General features: G+C 70.2%; 16 protein-coding genes. 12 read left to right on the plus strand and 4 right to left on the minus strand.

The window, feature by feature from the left end:
* The first annotated feature begins 51 nt into the window (after positions 1-51).
* Entirely contained in the window at positions 52-1,851 is a 1,800-nt protein-coding gene (locus tag GON04_RS19115) for a DEAD/DEAH box helicase (RefSeq protein ID WP_157399606.1), read from the plus strand.
* Between the two features lie 62 nt (positions 1,852-1,913).
* Positions 1,914-2,582: a Rossmann-fold NAD(P)-binding domain-containing protein gene (locus GON04_RS19120; protein WP_181653662.1), complete on the plus strand. Its 669-nt coding sequence runs from the start codon at positions 1,914-1,916 to the stop codon at positions 2,580-2,582.
* A 10-nt stretch (positions 2,583-2,592) separates the two neighbouring features.
* Here the strand turns inward: GON04_RS19120 and GON04_RS19125 are convergent, their stop codons facing one another.
* The gene (locus GON04_RS19125; RefSeq protein WP_157399607.1) at positions 2,593-3,345 is read right to left on the minus strand and encodes a metallophosphoesterase family protein; all 753 of its coding nucleotides are present in this window, start codon (positions 3,343-3,345) and stop codon (positions 2,593-2,595) included.
* 150 nt (positions 3,346-3,495) lie between these two features.
* Here GON04_RS19125 and GON04_RS19130 point away from each other — a divergent pair, with 150 nt between their 5' ends.
* A complete protein-coding gene (locus GON04_RS19130) occupies positions 3,496-4,401 on the plus strand; it encodes a nucleotidyltransferase (RefSeq protein WP_157399608.1) in 906 nt (301 codons plus the stop codon).
* Here GON04_RS19130 and GON04_RS19135 read toward each other — a convergent pair.
* From GON04_RS19135 to GON04_RS19145, 3 genes are all read right to left on the minus strand, one after another.
* Positions 4,384-5,184, minus strand: a complete 801-nt coding sequence (locus tag GON04_RS19135; RefSeq protein WP_157399609.1) for a transglutaminase-like domain-containing protein — start codon at positions 5,182-5,184, stop codon at positions 4,384-4,386. The genes GON04_RS19130 and GON04_RS19135 overlap by 18 nt on opposite strands.
* Positions 5,185-5,319: 135 nt before the next feature.
* Positions 5,320-6,063, minus strand: a complete 744-nt coding sequence (locus tag GON04_RS19140) for an FCD domain-containing protein (RefSeq protein WP_181653663.1) — start codon at positions 6,061-6,063, stop codon at positions 5,320-5,322.
* A 9-nt stretch (positions 6,064-6,072) separates the two neighbouring features.
* Positions 6,073-6,456: a cupin domain-containing protein gene (locus GON04_RS19145; RefSeq protein ID WP_157399610.1), complete on the minus strand. Its 384-nt coding sequence runs from the start codon at positions 6,454-6,456 to the stop codon at positions 6,073-6,075.
* A 273-nt stretch (positions 6,457-6,729) separates the two neighbouring features.
* Between GON04_RS19145 and GON04_RS19150 the strand changes: the two genes are divergently transcribed.
* From GON04_RS19150 to GON04_RS19190, 9 genes are all read left to right on the plus strand, one after another.
* Positions 6,730-7,809 carry an ABC transporter ATP-binding protein gene (locus GON04_RS19150; protein WP_157399611.1) on the plus strand — a complete coding sequence of 360 codons (1,080 nt, stop codon included), beginning with the start codon at positions 6,730-6,732 and terminating at the stop codon, positions 7,807-7,809.
* A 47-nt stretch (positions 7,810-7,856) separates the two neighbouring features.
* Complete coding sequence (locus GON04_RS19155) at positions 7,857-9,173, plus strand: ABC transporter substrate-binding protein (protein ID WP_157399612.1); 1,317 nt, start codon at positions 7,857-7,859, stop codon at positions 9,171-9,173.
* Positions 9,174-9,255: 82 nt separating this feature from the next.
* Positions 9,256-10,110, plus strand: a complete 855-nt coding sequence (locus tag GON04_RS19160) for a carbohydrate ABC transporter permease (protein WP_157400774.1) — start codon at positions 9,256-9,258, stop codon at positions 10,108-10,110.
* Positions 10,107-10,985 (plus strand): carbohydrate ABC transporter permease, encoded by an 879-nt coding sequence (locus GON04_RS19165; protein ID WP_157399613.1) that lies wholly within the window; start codon positions 10,107-10,109, stop codon positions 10,983-10,985. Before GON04_RS19160 ends, GON04_RS19165 begins: the two co-directional genes overlap by 4 nt.
* Positions 10,986-11,052: 67 nt before the next feature.
* Positions 11,053-12,795, plus strand: coding sequence for an IlvD/Edd family dehydratase (locus tag GON04_RS19170; RefSeq protein ID WP_157399614.1), 1,743 nt, complete (start codon positions 11,053-11,055; stop codon positions 12,793-12,795).
* 132 nt (positions 12,796-12,927) lie between these two features.
* Positions 12,928-13,848, plus strand: coding sequence for a sugar kinase (locus GON04_RS19175; protein WP_157399615.1), 921 nt, complete (start codon positions 12,928-12,930; stop codon positions 13,846-13,848).
* Positions 13,845-14,753 carry a 2-dehydro-3-deoxygalactonokinase gene (locus GON04_RS19180; RefSeq protein WP_181653664.1) on the plus strand — a complete coding sequence of 303 codons (909 nt, stop codon included), beginning with the start codon at positions 13,845-13,847 and terminating at the stop codon, positions 14,751-14,753. The genes GON04_RS19175 and GON04_RS19180 overlap by 4 nt, the downstream gene beginning before the upstream one ends.
* Positions 14,750-15,391 carry a 2-dehydro-3-deoxy-6-phosphogalactonate aldolase gene (locus GON04_RS19185; RefSeq protein WP_157399616.1) on the plus strand — a complete coding sequence of 214 codons (642 nt, stop codon included), beginning with the start codon at positions 14,750-14,752 and terminating at the stop codon, positions 15,389-15,391. Before GON04_RS19180 ends, GON04_RS19185 begins: the two co-directional genes overlap by 4 nt.
* Positions 15,388-16,167 carry an SDR family NAD(P)-dependent oxidoreductase gene (locus tag GON04_RS19190; protein WP_157399617.1) on the plus strand — a complete coding sequence of 260 codons (780 nt, stop codon included), beginning with the start codon at positions 15,388-15,390 and terminating at the stop codon, positions 16,165-16,167. Before GON04_RS19185 ends, GON04_RS19190 begins: the two co-directional genes overlap by 4 nt.
* Positions 16,168-16,188 lie beyond the last annotated feature (21 nt).

A 16,188-nucleotide genomic window follows, 5' to 3' on the forward strand; every position in this document is an offset into this window, starting at 1 on the left:
TTGCGCGCCGTCGGGCCGATGCCATGCGCCAGGTTGGCGCTTCCACAGCTGATGACTTTTGACGAACTGAAACTGGCCCCCGCGATCCTCAAGGCGGTGCGCGAGCAGGGTTACGAGAACCCGACCCCGATCCAGGCCCAGGCCATCCCGGCCGTCCTGGAAGGCCATGACCTTCTCGGCGGTGCCCAGACCGGCACCGGCAAGACCGCAGCGTTCACGCTGCCCCTGCTGCACAAGCTCACCATGGCCCGCAGCGCCCGCAACAAGTGGGGCGGCTACGGCGTGCGCGCCCTCGTGCTGACGCCCACGCGCGAGCTGGCCGCGCAGGTCGAGGAGTCGGTGCGCACCTACGGCAAGTACCTGCAGCTGGCCTCGACCGTGATCTTCGGCGGGGTCGGCATGAACCCGCAGATCGAGCGCATGAAGAAGGGCGTCGACATCCTGGTGGCCACGCCGGGGCGCCTGCTCGACCTGCAGCAGCAGGGCTTCATGGACCTGTCCACGGTCGAGATCCTGGTGCTGGACGAGGCCGATCGCATGCTGGACATGGGCTTCCTGCCCGACGTGAAGAAGATCCTGGCCCTGGTGCCCAAGGAAAAGCAGAGCCTGCTGTTCTCGGCCACGTTCTCGGATGAGATTCGTGACCTTGCTAACAACTTGTTGCGAGATCCCCGTAGCATCCAGGTCACACCCCGCAACACCACCGTCCAGCGCATCACCCAGGTGGTGCATCCGGTCGGCCGGGCGAAGAAGAAGCAACTGCTGGCCCACATCATCCAGGAGCACGACTGGAGCCAGGTGCTGGTGTTCACCCGCACCAAGTTCGGCGCCAACCATGTCGCCGAGTTCCTGAACAAGAACGGCATCACCGCCATGGCGCTGCACGGCAACAAGAGCCAGGGCGCCCGCACGCAGGCGCTGGGCGGCTTCAAGAGCGGCGAGATCCGGGCGCTGGTGGCCACCGACATCGCGGCGCGCGGCATCGACATCGATGACCTGCCGCACGTGGTGAACTACGAGATCCCGAACGTGCCGGAGGACTACGTCCACCGCATCGGCCGCACCGGCCGCGCCGGTCGCGAGGGCGCCGCCGTCAGCCTCGTCTGCCTGGACGAGGAAGGCTTCATGCAGGAGATCGAGCGCTTCACCAAGCAGCAGATCCCGGCCGCGCCCATCGAGGGCTTCGGCCCCGAAGCCGGCGAGCGTGCCGAGCCCATCGCCATGGGCCGCCAGACCCTGTGGGGCGGCGCCGGCAAACCGCCGAGCCGTGACGTGATGGCGGCGGCCGCCAAGGCGGCGCGCCAGGAAATGATGCAGCGCATGCGCGAGAACAAGGGCGAGTCCGGCAGCGCGGGCGGACGCGGCGCGCGTGGTGGCCGCGGTGGCAACGGCGCCGGCGGCAATGCTGGCAACGGCAACGGCGCGAGCCGAGGCAACGGCCAGGGCGGGCGCCAGCGCCCGAACGGCCCGCGGCCGGCGCAGGGCGCCAACGGCGGCTACAACGGCGGCAACGGCGCGCCGCAGCAACGCCCGCCGCTGCACGAGGTGCCGCGCCAGCCGCGCGTCGAGCGCGACTTCGACGAGCAGGACGACCGCGACGACCGCATGCCGCGCAACGTCGATCCGCTGCGCACCAACCTGCCGAGCCGGCGCGACACCATCGGCGTGAAGCGGCCGGCCAACAACAACGGCGGCCAGCCCGACCCGATGCGCACCAGCATCGACTCCATGGGTGCCGGGGCGCGGCGCGGCGGCGGCGGTGGCAACCGCAATCGCGGTGGTGGCGGCGGCGGCGGCGGCGGTGGTTTCGGCTCCCGCAACGACGGCACGCGCCGCTACGGCAACCGCTGAACGAAACGTTCGGTCACCGCACCTCTGGTGACCGTCCGCGGGGCCCGTCGCACAATCGCACGATGGTCCGCGATCCCTTGGGAAGCCGCTCCGTCCTGCTGGCCGGCGCCACAGGCCTGGTCGGCCGCGAACTGCTCGACGGCCTGCTGGCCGACAATGCCGTGCGCGAGGTCCACACGCTCTCGCGCCGCGAGTTGCCGCTGCGCCATCCCAAGCTCGCGCAGCACAAGGTCGACTTCGCCGCCCTCCCCTCGCTGCCACCGGTCGACGAGGCCTACCTCGCGCTCGGCACCACCATCAAGGTGGCCGGCAGCCAGGCCGCCTTCCGTGCGGTCGACTACGACGCCAACCTGGCCGTCGCGCGCGCCGCGCGGGCCGCGGGCGCCCGCCGGCTCGGGCTGGTGAGTGCGATGGGCGCCGATGCCGCTTCCAGCCTGTTCTACAACCGGGTCAAGGGCGAGCTGGAGACCGTGCTGGCGACGCTGGACTATGAAGGCCGGGTGATCGCCCGGCCGTCGTTCCTGACCGGCAACCGCGCCGCGCTCGGCCAGCCCGAGCGCAGCGGCGAAGGCCTCGCGCTCAAGGTCAGCACCGTGCTGCGGCCCCTCATCCCGGCCAATTACCGGTCGATCGCGGCCAGCGACGTGGCCGCGGCCCTGTTGCGCACCGTCCCCACCGCCAAGGGCGGCCAGGTCCTGCTGTCGGGGGCGATGCAGCGCAACGCCGGTTGACGGCACCGGCTCAGCTGTCGGGCTGGTCGCGCGGCAACTCGAAGAGGCGGAAGGGCGGCACGTCCGGCCGCTTGCGCTGCAGCAGCGGCTTGGCGACGTTGAACACCGGCACCCCGTTGATGGTGCGCCCCTCGGGCGTGCCGCGGTGCGCATGGCCGTGGAAGACGGCGTCGACCGGGTAGCGCAGCAGCGGCTCTTCCAGCCGGCTGCTGCCCAGGAAGGGAAAGATCTCCGCCGGCTCGCCGTCGATCGTGCCGGCGATCGGCGAGTAGTGCAGCAGGGCGATGCGGCGCGGCGTGCGCAGCTTGGCCAGGGCCGCCTCCAGCTTCATCGCCTCCTGCTGCGCCTCCTTGACGAACAGCTTGACGGCCGACTCGCCCCAGGCGCCCAGCGAGCCGCGGCCGAAGCCGCCGGCGAAGCCCTTGGTGCCGGCGATGCCGACGCCCTCGATCTCGCAGGCTTCGCCGTCCAGCACCCGCACGCCCGCTTCCTTGAGGATGGCGGTCACCCGGTCCGCCAGTCCGGACTCGTGATCGTGGTTGCCGAGCACGGCGACGATGGGCACCGACACGGGGTGCAGTTCGTCGGCCAGGATGCGGGCCTCCTGCTCGGTGCCGTAGTCGGTGAGGTCGCCGCACAGCAGCAGCACGTCGGCCGCCTCGCTGGCCTGGGCGAAGAATCCGCGCAGGCTGCCGGCGGAGTCCTTGGTGACGTGGATGTCGCCGACGGCGGCGAACCGGATGGAACTGGCGGATTTGCCCATGCCACGCATGCTGCATCCTGTCGAGCGGGGCTGCCGTGTGCATCCGCCGCCGCAACCTGTAGGCGGGCACCGACGGCCTGAGGGGCATCCGGCCGTGCTGCTTCTTCGCGCGCTGCGCTACTCTGAACCACCACCACCACGAGGCTCCGCATGGCCAGCGCCCCTCTCGCCCCGTCCCTCGAGGACGAAGTCGCACCGGCCACCGCCGCGTTCTACCGCCGTGCCCTGCAGGTGCTGGCGGATGCCGGCATCCCGTTCCTGGTCGGCGGCGCCTTCTCGCACGCCTGCTTCACCGGCATCCGGCGCTCGACCAAGGACCTGGACCTCTTCATCTGCCGCGCCGACTACGAACGCGTGGCCGCGCTCATGCAGGCCGAAGGCTGGCGCAACGACCTCACCTACCCCCACTGGCTGGCCAAGGTCTATGCCGGCGACGAGTTCATCGACCTGATCTTCAACTCCGGCAACGGCGTCGCCCCGGTGGACCAGCGCTGGTTCCACGACAACCTGGAAGCCGAGGTGCTGGGCGTGCCGGTGCGCGTGGCCAACCTCGAGGACAGCCTCTTGTCCAAGGCCTTCATCATGGAACGCGAGCGCTACGACGGTGCGGACGTCGCCCACCTGATCCAGGCCAACGCCGAGCACATCGACTGGCGCGGGCTGCTCGATCGCTTCGGCCCGCACTGGCGCGTGCTGCTGGCGCACCTGACACTGTTCGGCTTCATCTACCCCGGCGAACGCCACCACGTTCCCACCTGGGTGCTGGATCACCTGATGGCGCGCCTGGACGACGAGAACCGCCATCCGCCGGCCGACGACCCGCATGTCTGCGCCGGCACGCTGCTGTCGCGCGAGCAGTACCTGCACGACGTGGAACGGCTGGGCTACGTGGACGGCCGGCTCACCCCGGCCAGCACGATGACGCCGCAGGACGTGGCGACCTGGACGGAGGCGATCCCGGGCCGCGAAGGCAAGCCGGCCTGCCCGGACGCCTGCCCGTTGCCGCCCGCGGCTGCCGCCCCGGACGTGCTGGTTGCCTCAGCCGCGCGGAACTGAGGGCCGCCGCTCGGCGGCCCTGGTGCCGGGCTTGCGCAGTTCCCGGATCACCCGCTCCATGCCCAGCGCGATCGCGTTCCAGTGCATGGCGCGCGTGACGCGCGGATGGCGGTCGCGGAACAGGGCCGACTCGATGTAGGCCTGCGGGTCGTGCCAGTAGCCCAGGTCCTCCAGCACCATGGGGTCGCGTTCGGTGGGCATGCCGCCGACCCAGGCGCCGTCGATCCCGTTCCAGATCGCGTCGCCGTCGCGGTGGATGCCGAAGCCGTGCTCCCAGCCCAGCTCGCGCAGCCGCTGGCGGGCGCCGGCCATGTAGGCGGCGTCATGGATATAGGTGTCGGTCGGCACCCAGCGCCCCTGCAGCCAGGCCTCGACGATGGGCCGTGACGCGCTGGCCAGCGACGAGGTGAGGCCCCGCGCGATCTCTCCGCGCAGCTCCACGTAGTGCAGCCGCGCCGGGATGCCGGCCAGCCGCAGCAGCGCGACCAGCAGCGTGGCCTTGTCGGGCGCATCGCCTCGGGTGGCATCCAGCACCTCGCGCGCCGAGCGCAACCGCATCTTCAGCGGCCGGGTGTACGGCAGGCGCTTGACGAACGCGTAGCAGGCGAGCGCCTTCTCGCGTTCGGACTTGCACAGCTGGGTGAGGGCCTGCGCGCGCAGGCGCAGCCGGGGATCCTCGAGGTCGAGCAGAGCCGTCGCACCCGTCCAGGCACGCGGGTCGTCGCCGCGATCCTGGGGGCGATCGTCGGGGCGGTCGGGGGAGGCAGTCAGGACGGCAGGCAAGAAGGCACTTTCAGCTGGGGCGAAGGGAGCGTTCCCTCCGTTGCCCGCGTGCCACCATGGCCGCGAATCTTCTTGGACCCATTCTAGGGCCCACGGTCGGGCTCGCCGCCGTGCCCTGGCAGTCCTGACGGGTCGTCAGGCGGCCCGCAGGTGCGAGGCCGGCAGGTCCACCTTGGGCAGCCGGCGGCGGGTGGCCAGCACCACCTCGATGTCCTCGCGGGCGCCGGCGATCAGCACCAGGCTGGCCTTCTCGGCCTTGGCCGGGTTGCGCGCGATGACCGCATCGAGCACGGCCCGGTGCAGCGGCAGCGATTGGCGCGGACCGTCGCTGCGGCTGGTGGAGATCTCGAAGCTGGTGCGCAGCAAGGGCCCCAGGGCGTGGCTCATCTGGACGAGCATGCGGTTGTGGCAGGCCTTGAGCAGGCCCTGGTGGAACTGCAGGTCGTGCGACACGTAGTCGCCGCCCTCCTCGACCGCCCGGCGCATGCCCTGGAAGGCGGCCTCGAGCCCGGCGATGTCGGCGGCCGTGGCACGCTCGGCGGCCATGCGCACGGCCGCGGGCTCGACCACGCGGCGCAGCTCCTGCAGGTCGCGCAGGAACTCGCGCGTGAGGCCGGCCTTGCTCTGCCATGCGACGACGTCCGGGTCGAACCAGTTCCACTGGTCGGCGGGCAGCACGCGGGTGCCGACCTTGGGACCGGTGCTGACCAGGCCCTTGGCCACCAGCGACTTGACCGCCTCGCGCACCACGGTGCGGCTGACGCCGAGCTCGTCGCACAGCGCCGGCTCCGGCGGGATGGTGGCGCCGGGCGGGTAGCGTCCCGCCAAGATGGCCACCCCCAGGTGGTCGACGGTGTTGCCGTGGACGTTCTTGATCACCGGGCGCCCTCAGCCCCGCACGAACAGCGTGACCAGCGGCTGGTCGCCGGACTGCGCGCTCCAGTGGCCGTGCACGCCGGGATCGAACGTGGCGCCGTGCGGCAGCAGGTCGGCCGAGTGGAAGTGCTGGCCCGGCCGGAACACGCGCGAACTGCCGTCCTGCAGGCCGATCTCCATCGCGCCGCCGAGGATGAACACCCATTGCGGATGGGGTGAGCAGTGGAACTGGCTGCGGAAACCCACCGGGCTGCGCCGCAGCTGGAAGCCACCACTGGGCAGGAGCGCCGACAGCATGGACTGCGGCGTGCCCTGGTCGAGCGGGACCTGCTCGTCGCGAAAAGCCGCCCGGCCGTCGGCGCCGGTGTACAGGACCACCTTGGTGAATGTCGTCATCGGAACCACGTGAAGGGTGGCTGTGCGCAGGTGCCGGTGCTGCGCCTCGAGCCGGGATGCATGTCCTGTCGTCTCCTCCTGGTGTGCGCAGGAGGACGGCTCGGGCCGGTCCGTTTCTATGATATGACCATTGAGCTTGGCGGCGGCGTGCTGGTAAACCCTCGAAACGCGCCCCACACGAGGCCATTCGTGTGCGCCGCAGGTGCAATGCTGATGACGAGCCCGATTCTTCGTGCTACAAGGTCCGCCACTCAGATCATCCGACGGGACACGATGGCGACAGTGCAGATTCGCGGCGTGGAGAAGTTCTTCGGCGCCGCCCACATCATCCGCGGCGTGGACATCGACATCGCCGACGGCCAGTTCACGGTGCTCGTCGGCCCGTCCGGCTGCGGCAAGTCCACCCTGCTGCGCATGATCGCCGGCCTGGAGGAGATCAGCGCCGGCGAGGTGCTGATCGGCGGCCGGGTGGTCAACCGCATGCTGCCCAAGGAGCGGGACATCGCCATGGTGTTCCAGAACTACGCGCTCTATCCGCACATGACGGTGCGCGACAACATGGCGTTCAGCCTGCTGCTGGCCCGGCAGCCGCGCGCCATGATCGACGAGCGGGTGAACAAGGCCGCCGGCATCCTGGGGCTGGAGTCGCTGCTCGATCGCTATCCGCGCCAGTTGTCCGGGGGCCAGCGCCAGCGCGTGGCCATGGGCCGCTGCATCGTGCGCGATCCGCAGGTGTTCCTGTTCGACGAGCCGCTCTCCAACCTCGACGCCAAGCTGCGCGTGCAGATGCGCACCGAGATCAAGGAACTGCACCAGCGCCTGAAGACCACCTCGGTCTACGTCACCCACGACCAGATCGAGGCCATGACCATGGCCGACACCATCGTGGTCATGCGCGACGGCCTGGTCGAGCAGACCGGCTCGCCGCTGGAGGTGTACGACCACCCTGCCAACCAGTTCGTGGCCGGCTTCATCGGCTCGCCCGCGATGAACTTCCTGCCCGGCATCGTCCGGCGCTCGGGCGGCGCCGCCCGCGTCGAGTTCTCGGGCGGCGTGTCGTTGCCCGTGCCGGCCAATGCCGCCTCGGCCGAGGACGGGCGCAGCGTCGTCTATGGCACGCGACCCGAGCACATGGAGCTGGCCAACGGCGGCGACGGCGTGCCCACCGAGGTCGTCGTCGTCGAGCCCACGGGTGCCGACACCCAGGTCTTCACCAAGCTGGCCGGCGTCGACATGACCACCGTGTTCCGCGATCGCCATGCCTTCCAGCCGGGCGAGGTCATCCGGCTGCGTCCCGATCCGCTGCGTGCGCACCTGTTCGACGCGGCCACCGGCGTGCGCCTGGCCGCCTGACCCGTCCCCACCTCTCGCGCTTACTTACCACCAAGGAGACAAAGCCCATGTCCGACAACCGTCGCAAGTTCCTGAAGAAGGCCTCCGCCGGCGCCGCCGCAGTGTCGGTGCCGATGCTGTGGCCCGCCTCCGCGTCCGCACAGCAGTGGAACAACCAGCCCGAGAAGGGCGCCACGCTGCGCGTGCTGCGCTGGAAGCGCTTCGTGCAGGGCGACGAGGATGCCTACATGGCCAACGTCAAGAAGTTCACCGAGAAGTACGGCATCGCCGTGCGGGTGGACAACGAGGGCTGGGAAGACGTGCGTCCCAAGGCCGCCGTGGCGGCCAACACCGGCGGCGGCCCGGACATCATCCTGTCGACCAACGACGACGCCAACCTCTATCCGGACAAGCTGCTCGACGTCACCGACCTGTCCGACTACCTCGGCAAGAAGTACGGCGGCTGGTACCCGGGCGCGCAGGCCTACTGCCGTCCGGACGGCAAGAAGTGGATCGCCGTGCCCCTGGGCTGCGCCGGCTCGATGATCGTCTACCGCGGCAGCCAGGTGAAGGCCGCCGGCTTCGACGCCTTCCCGAAGAACACCGACGACTTCCTGAAGATGTTCAAGGCCCTCAAGGAGAAGGGCACGCCGGGCGGCATGGCGCTGGGCAACGCCACCGGCGACGGCCTGTGGTGCAACTGGCTGGTGTGGGCCTTCGGCGGCATGCTGGTCGACAAGAACAACAAGGTCATCATCGACAGCCCCGAGACGGCCAAGGCGCTCGAGTACGGCAAGGAGCTGTACGCCACCTTCGTCCCCGGCACGCTGTCCTGGCTGGACCCGAACAACAACAAGGCCTTCCTCGACGGCCAGGTCTCGGTCACCAACAACGGCATCTCGATCTACTACGCCGCCAAGAACGCCACCGATCCCAAGGTCAAGGAGATGGCCGCGGACATCCAGCACGCCGCGTTCCCGGTCGGGCCGGTGGGCCAGCCCACCGAGTCGCACCTGTTCTTCAACCAGATGATCTTCAAGTACTCCAAGTACCCGAAGGCGGCCAAGGAGTTCCTGCGCTTCATGATGGAGCAGGAGCAGTTCGACCCCTGGCTCACCGGTGCGGGCGGCTACGTCGCCCCGCCGCTGGACACGTACGCCAAGAGCGCCATCTGGACCGCGGATCCGAAGAACACGCCGTACCGCGACGCCGTCAAGAACATGCGTCCCGCGGGCTACGCCGGCAAGCTGGGCTACGCGTCCGCCGGCGCCGGCGCCGACTTCATCATCGTGAACATGGTCGCCGAAGCCGTCAGCGGCTCCAAGACCCCCAAGGAAGCCATGCAACGGGCCCAGCAGCGTGCCGAACGCTATTACAAGGTCTGAGGCCCCGGTCGCCGTGCCGGCCCCCCGGCACGGCGCGCTGCAGCGCCTGCAGAACAGCCGCAACCTCCTCGGGCTGGCATTCATGCTGCCCGCCGGGGTGCTGCTGCTGCTGTTCCTCACCTATCCGCTAGGCCTGGGCATCTGGCTGGGCTTCACCGACACCAAGATCGGCCGCGGCGGCGCCTGGATCGGGCTGGAGAACTACCAGTTCCTCTGGAGCGACAGCGTCACCCGGCTGGCCCTGTTCAACACGCTCTTCTACACCTTCATCGCCAGTGTCGTGAAGTTCGTGCTGGGCCTGTGGCTGGCCATCCTGCTCAACGAGCGGCTGCCGCTCAAGACCTTCTTCCGCAGCGTCATCCTGCTGCCCTACATCGTGCCCACCGCGCTGTCGGCCATCGCGTTCTGGTGGATCTACGACTCGCAGTTCTCCATCATCAGCTGGGCGCTGGTGAAGATGGGCCTGATCGACCACTACATCGACTTCCTGGGCGATCCGTGGAACGCCCGGATCTCCACCATCGTCGCCAACATCTGGCGCGGCGTGCCGTTCGTGGCCATCACGCTGCTGGCGGGCCTGCAGACGATCTCGCCGTCGCTGTACGAGGCCGGCGCCATCGACGGCGCCAGCGGCTGGCAGCGCTTCCGCTTCATCACGCTGCCCCTGCTGACGCCGATCATCGCCGTCGTCATGACGTTCTCGGTGCTGTTCACGTTCACCGACTTCCAGCTGATCTACGTGCTGACGCGCGGCGGTCCGCTCAATGCCACGCACCTGATGGCCACTCTGTCGTTCCAGCGCGCCATCTCCGGCGGCGCGCTCGGCGAGGGCGCGGCGATCGCGGTGGCGATGGTGCCGTTCCTGCTGGCGGCCATCCTCTTCAGCTATTTCGGCCTGCAGCGTCGGGCATGGCAGCAGGGCGGCAGCGACAAATGAGCTCCAAGAACGACGACACCGACACCCAGGGCATTTCCTACCTCACCTCGCTGCCGCGCCGCGTGGTGACGGTCTACGTGCCGCTGGCCATCTTCGTGTTCGTGCTGCTGTTCCCGTTCTACTGGATGGTGATCACGTCGCTCAAGCCCGACAACGAGCTGCTGTCCCGCGACGGCAACCCGTTCTGGGTGATCCACCCCACGCTGGCGCACTTCAACAAGCTGCTGTTCCACACCTCGTACCCCGCGTGGCTGTGGAACACCGTCATCGTCACCGTCGTGGCCACGTTCGTGTCGCTGCTGTGCTCGGTGCTCGCGGCGTATGCCATCGAGCGGCTGCGCTTTCGCGGCGCACGCCAGATCGGCCTGTCGATCTTCCTGGCCTACCTGGTGCCGCCGTCCATCCTGTTCATCCCGCTGGCCAGCATCGTGTTCCAGCTCGGGCTGTTCGACACCCGGTGGGCGCTGATCCTCACCTACCCCACCTTCCTGATCCCGTTCTCGACCTGGCTGCTCATGGGGTACTTCCGCTCGATCCCGTTCGAGCTGGAGGAATGCGCCCTCATCGACGGCGCCACGCGCCTGGAGATCCTCTGGAAGATCGTGCTGCCGCTGTCGGTGCCGGGCCTCATCTCGGCCGGCATCTTTGCCTTCACGCTGTCCTGGAACGAGTTCATCTACGCGCTGACCTTCATCTCCTCGTCCGAGGTCAAGACCGTCCCCGTCGGCGTCGTCACCGAACTGGTCGAGGGCGACGTCTACCACTGGGGCGCACTGATGGCGGGAGCCCTGTTCGGATCGCTTCCGGTCGCCGTCATCTACTCGTTCTTCGTCGAGTACTACGTCTCCGGCCTCACCGGCGCGGTGAAGGAATAATCCGCGCTTCAGCGCCGGCGCCGCTGCCTCGGCAGCGGCATCCTCCATTTCCCACCAAGACCTCCCCATGAGCGACATCCCCCGCAAGAAGAAGCAAGCGTCCGAACTGCGCAGCCAGCAATGGTTCGGCCGCCAGGACCGCGACGGCTTCGCCTACCGCAGCTGGGTCAAGGGCAAGGGCGTGCCCCACGACCAGTTCGACGGCCGCCCCGTCATCGGCATCTGCAACACCTTCAGCGAGCTCACGCCCTGCAACTCGCACTTCCGCACCCTCGCCGAGCAGGTGAAGATCGGCGTCTACGAGGCCGGCGGCTTCCCGCTCGAGTTCCCGGTGATGTCGCTCGGCGAGACGCTGCTGCGGCCCACCGCCATGCTGTACCGCAACCTGGCCAGCATGGACGTGGAGGAATCGATCCGCGGCAATCCGGTCGACGGCGTCGTGCTGCTCATGGGCTGCGACAAGACCACGCCCTCGCTGGTGATGGGCGCGTCCAGCGTCGACCTGCCCACCATCGGCGTGTCGGGCGGCCCCATGCTGTCGGGCAAGTGGCGCGGCCAGGAGCTGGGCTCGGGCACCGGCGTGTGGAGCATGAGCGAGCAGGTGCGCGCCGGCACGCTCAAGCTGCAGGACTTCTTCGAGGCCGAGTCGTGCATGCACCGCAGCCACGGCCACTGCATGACCATGGGCACGGCCTCCACGATGGCCAGCATGGTCGAGGCGCTGGGCCTGGGCCTGCCCGGCAATGCCGCCTACCCCGCCGTCGACGGCCGCCGCAACGTGCTGGCCCGCATGGCCGGACGCCGCATCGTGGACATGGTGCACGAGGACCAGAAGCTGTCCACCATCCTGACCCGGCAGGCCTTCGAGAACGCCATCCGCACCCTGGCCGCCATCGGCGGCTCGACCAACGCCGTCATCCACCTGGTGGCCATCGCGCGCCGCATCGGCGTCGAGCTCGCCATCGAGGACTTCGACAAGCTTGGCAGCGAGATGCCCTGCCTGGTGAACCTGCAGCCCTCGGGCAAGTTCCTGATGGAGGACTTCTGCTACGCCGGCGGCCTGCCCGCCGTCATGAAGGAGATCCAGGGCGTGCTGCACCTGGACGCCCGCACCGCCAACGGCCTCACCGTGGGCGAGAACATCGCCGACGCCGCCAACTACAACCCCGACGTGATCCAGCCGCTGGCCACCCCGTTCAAGGACAAGGCCGGCATCGCCGTGCTGCGCGGCAACCTCGCACCGCGCGGCGCCGTGATCAAGCCCAGCGCGGCCACGCCCGAGCTCATGGTGCACAAGGGCCGTGCCGTCGTCTTCGAGGACATCGAGGACTTCCACGCCCGCATCGACGACGAGGACCTCGACATCGACGAGACCTGCGTCATGGTGCTGAAGAACTGCGGGCCCAAGGGCTACCCCGGCATGGCCGAGGTGGGCAACATGCCGCTGCCGCCCAAGGTGCTGCGCAAGGGCATCACCGACATGGTCCGCATCAGCGACGCCCGCATGAGCGGCACGGCCTACGGCACCGTGGTGCTGCACACCGCGCCCGAGGCGGCCGCCGGCGGACCGCTGGCCATCGTGCGCAACGGCGACATCATCGAACTCGACGTGCCGAACCGGAAGATCCAGCTGCACATCAGCGACGAGGAACTGCAGCGCCGCCTGCAGGCCTGGACCCCGCCCAAGCCGCCGCTGGAGTCCGGCTACTGGAAGCTGTACGTCGACCACGTGCTGCAGGCCGACCAGGGCGTCGACCTCGACTTCCTCGTCGGCAAGCGCGGCGCGTTCGTGCCACGCGACAACCACTAGGAGCTTCACTTCGACATCGCTGCGCGATGTCGAAGCGGCCTTGCCAGACAACGGGTGTTCGCGCTGCATGTGATTCCGCGCGAACGGATCGACCTGCGGTCGTGCGAACCGACGGTGGGTACGATACCGGCCATGTTCGATGTCACAGCACTCGGCGAGGGCATGGTCGAGTTCAACCAGACCAGCCCCGGCGAGCCCAACTACCTCCAGGGCTTCGGCGGCGATACCAGCAATGCGGTGATCGCGGCGGCGCGCGCGGGCGTGCGCACGGCCTACCTGTCCCGCGTCGGCGATGACGGCTTCGGCCGTTCGCTGCTCGAGCTGTGGCGGCGCGAAGGCGTCGACACCAGTGCCGTCGATGCCGACCCGGCCGGCCCCACCGGCCTGTATTTCGTCACCCACGGGCCGGCCGGCCACGAGTTCAGCTACCGCCGGGCCGGCTCGGGCGCGGCGCGCATGACGCCGGCCTGGCTGCAGGGCGCGGCGCCGCAGGCGGTGCTGCGCGCCACCCGCATCCTGCACGTGTCCGGCATCTCGCTGGCCCTGTCGCCGTCGGCGCGCGAGACGGCCCTGCAGGCCATGCGCCAGCTGCGGGCGGCCGGCGGCCGCGTCGCGTTCGACGCCAACCTGCGGCTCAAGCTCTGGACGCTGGAGGAGGCCCGGGCCGGCATCGCGCAGGCCATGGCCGCCTGCGACATCTTCCTGCCCAGCCTGGACGACGTGACGGCCCTGAACGGCCTGCGCGAGCCGGATGCCGTGGTCGACTGGGGCCACGCCGCCGGCGCCACGCAGGTCGTGCTCAAGCTGGGGGCCGAAGGCTGCCTCGTCAGCACGGGCGGCCGGCGCGAACGCATCGCGGCGCACCGCGTGCAGGCCGTCGATGCCACCGGCGCGGGCGACTGCTACTCGGGCAACCTGCTGGCCCGCCTGGCGCAGGGCGACGACCTGTTCACGGCGGCCCGCTACGCCAATGCCGCCGCCGCACTGGCCGTGCAGGGCTGGGGCGCCGTGGCGCCATTGCCGACGGCCCCCCAGGTGAAGGCGCTGCTGTGACGGGCAACCTGATCGCGCTGGACTGGGGCACTTCGTCGCTGCGCGTCGCGCTGCTGCGCGCCGACGGCACGGTGGTCGAGGAACACGGCGGCAGCCAGGGCATCCTGGCCGTGGCGCCGGGCGGCTTCCCCGCCGTCTTCGCGCAGGCCATCGAACGCTGGCGGCCGGCGCCGGGCCAGCTCTGCCTGGCCAGCGGCATGGTGGGCAGCCGGCAGGGCTGGCGCGAGGCGCCCTACTGCCCCTGCCCGGCCGGCTTCGACGACCTGGCGCGCCACCTTGCCTGGGTGCCGGACGCCCCCGGCGGCGTGCGGCTGGGCATCGTGCCCGGCCTGTCGTCCACCCGCGGCGGCGTCCCCGACGTGATGCGCGGCGAGGAGATCCAGGTGATGGGCGCCCTCGCCCTGCTCGATCGCCGCGACGGCGTCTTCGTGCTGCCGGGCACCCACAGCAAGTGGGTGCGCGTGGCGGCCGGCCGCATCGTCGACTTCGCCACCTTCATGACCGGCGAGGTCTATGCCCTGCTGCGCAAGCACTCCATCCTGGCCCGCACCCTCCCGCCCGAGGACGGCCCGCTGGACGACGAGGCCTTCCTGCGCGGCGCCGCCCACGCCCGAGCGAGCGGCAGCCTGCTGCAGGCAGCCTTCAGTGCGCGCACGCTGGCGCTGTTCGACGCCCTCCCCCCGGCCGCGCAGCCCAGCTACCTGTCGGGCCTGCTGGTCGGCGAGGAACTGCGCGCGCAGCAGCTGCCGGCCGGTGCGCCGGTCGTCCTGATCGGCGCCGAGGCGCTCACCACCCGCTACGCGCTGGCCCTGCAGGCGCTCGGCGTTCCCTCCCACCGCCTCGGCGCCGAGGCCACCTGGCGTGGCCTGGGCGCACTGGCACGCACCCTTCCTCCCCCGCCATGACCACCACCGACAGCCTCCTCCACACCGCGCTGGCCGCCTGCCCGCTGGTCGCCATCCTGCGCGGCATCACGCCGGCCGAGGCCGTGCCGGTCGGCCGGGTGCTGGTCGACGCGGGCTTCCGCCTGATCGAGGTGCCGCTCAATTCGCCCGATCCCCTGATCAGCATCTCGGCCCTGGCCCATGCGTTCCCGCAGGTCGTCGTCGGTGCCGGTACGGTGCTGCGCCGCGCCGAGGTCGGCCCGGTGCAGTCCGCAGGCGGCCGCCTGGTGGTGGCGCCCAACTTCGATGCCGCCGTGGTGCAGGAAGCGGTCGACCTCGACATGGTCTGCCTGCCGGGCGTGGTCACCCCGACCGAGGCGTTCGCCGCGCTGGCCGCCGGTGCCAGCGGCATCAAGCTCTTCCCGGCCGAACTGGTGGTGCCGGCCGCCGTCAAGGCAATGCGCGCGGTGCTGCCCGCCGACGCGCTGCTGCTGCCCGTCGGTGGCATCACGCCCGCCAACATGGCCGCCTACCGGTCCGCCGGCGCCAACGGCTTCGGCATCGGCTCGGCGCTCTACAAGCCCGGCATGTCCGTCGAGGAGGTGGCGCGCCAAGCGCGCGCCTTCGTCGACGCGGCCGCGGGGACGGTGCGCGCATGACCGCCTCCTCCACCGTGTCGTTCGGCCTGCAGGGCCGCGTGTGCATCGTCACCGGCGGCTCGCAGGGCATCGGCGAGGCCTGCGCGCGCCGCTTCGCGCGCGACGGTGCCGTCCCCGTCATCGCCGACATCGACGCCAGCCGCGGCCAGGCGCTGGCCGCCGAGCTGGGTGGCAGCTTCGTCGCCTGCGACGTCGGCGACAAGGCGCAGGTCGATGCGCTGGTCGCCGCCACGCTGCAGCGCCACGGCCGCATCGACGTGCTGGTGAACAACGCCGGCATCTTCAAGGCCTGCGACTTCCTGGCCATCAGCGAAGCCGACTTCGACGCCGTGCTGCGGGTCAACCTCAAGGGCTCGTTCCTGGTCGGCCAGGCGGTGGCGCGCGAGATGGCCAAGGCCGGACGCGGCGCCATCGTCAACATGAGCTCGGTCAACGGCGTGCTGGCCATTCCCAGCATCGCCAGCTACAACGTGAGCAAGGGCGGCATCAACCAGCTCACGCGGGTGATGGCGCTGGCCCTGGCCGATCAGGGCATCCGCGTCAACGCAGTGGCGCCCGGCACCATCGCCACCGAGCTCGCGGCCAAGGCCGTGCTCACCAGCGACGAGGCGCGCGCCCGCATCCTGAGCCGCACGCCCATGAAGCGCCTGGGCGAGCCGGCCGAGATCGCCGACGTGGTCGCCTGGCTCGCCAGCGACGCCGCCAGCTACGTCACCGGCGAGATCGTGGTGGTCGACGGCGGCCGCATGACGCTGAACTACACCGTCCCGGTGTGATGCGCGCGGCGCCGCGTTCGG

It is taken from the genome of Ramlibacter pinisoli, assembly GCF_009758015.1.
Taxonomy (GTDB): Bacteria; Pseudomonadota; Gammaproteobacteria; order Burkholderiales; family Burkholderiaceae_C; genus Ramlibacter; species Ramlibacter pinisoli.

Excerpts from the sequence above, each read along its gene's own strand:
- GON04_RS19115 (WP_157399606.1), top strand. The coding sequence starts at position 52 with ATGACTTTTGACGAACTGAAACTGGCCCCCGCGATCCTCAAGGCGGTG.
- GON04_RS19130 (WP_157399608.1), top strand. The coding sequence starts at position 3,496 with ATGGCCAGCGCCCCTCTCGCCCCGTCCCTCGAGGACGAAGTCGCACCG.
- GON04_RS19125 (WP_157399607.1), bottom strand. The coding sequence starts at position 3,345 with ATGGGCAAATCCGCCAGTTCCATCCGGTTCGCCGCCGTCGGCGACATC.
- GON04_RS19150 (WP_157399611.1), top strand. The coding sequence starts at position 6,730 with ATGGCGACAGTGCAGATTCGCGGCGTGGAGAAGTTCTTCGGCGCCGCC.
- GON04_RS19165 (WP_157399613.1), top strand. The coding sequence starts at position 10,107 with ATGAGCTCCAAGAACGACGACACCGACACCCAGGGCATTTCCTACCTC.
- GON04_RS19185 (WP_157399616.1), top strand. The coding sequence starts at position 14,750 with ATGACCACCACCGACAGCCTCCTCCACACCGCGCTGGCCGCCTGCCCG.
- GON04_RS19120 (WP_181653662.1), top strand. The coding sequence starts at position 1,914 with ATGGTCCGCGATCCCTTGGGAAGCCGCTCCGTCCTGCTGGCCGGCGCC.
- GON04_RS19170 (WP_157399614.1), top strand. The coding sequence starts at position 11,053 with ATGAGCGACATCCCCCGCAAGAAGAAGCAAGCGTCCGAACTGCGCAGC.
- GON04_RS19160 (WP_157400774.1), top strand. The coding sequence starts at position 9,256 with ATGCTGCCCGCCGGGGTGCTGCTGCTGCTGTTCCTCACCTATCCGCTA.
- GON04_RS19175 (WP_157399615.1), top strand. The coding sequence starts at position 12,928 with ATGTTCGATGTCACAGCACTCGGCGAGGGCATGGTCGAGTTCAACCAG.
- GON04_RS19155 (WP_157399612.1), top strand. The coding sequence starts at position 7,857 with ATGTCCGACAACCGTCGCAAGTTCCTGAAGAAGGCCTCCGCCGGCGCC.
- GON04_RS19190 (WP_157399617.1), top strand. The coding sequence starts at position 15,388 with ATGACCGCCTCCTCCACCGTGTCGTTCGGCCTGCAGGGCCGCGTGTGC.
- GON04_RS19145 (WP_157399610.1), bottom strand. The coding sequence starts at position 6,456 with ATGACGACATTCACCAAGGTGGTCCTGTACACCGGCGCCGACGGCCGG.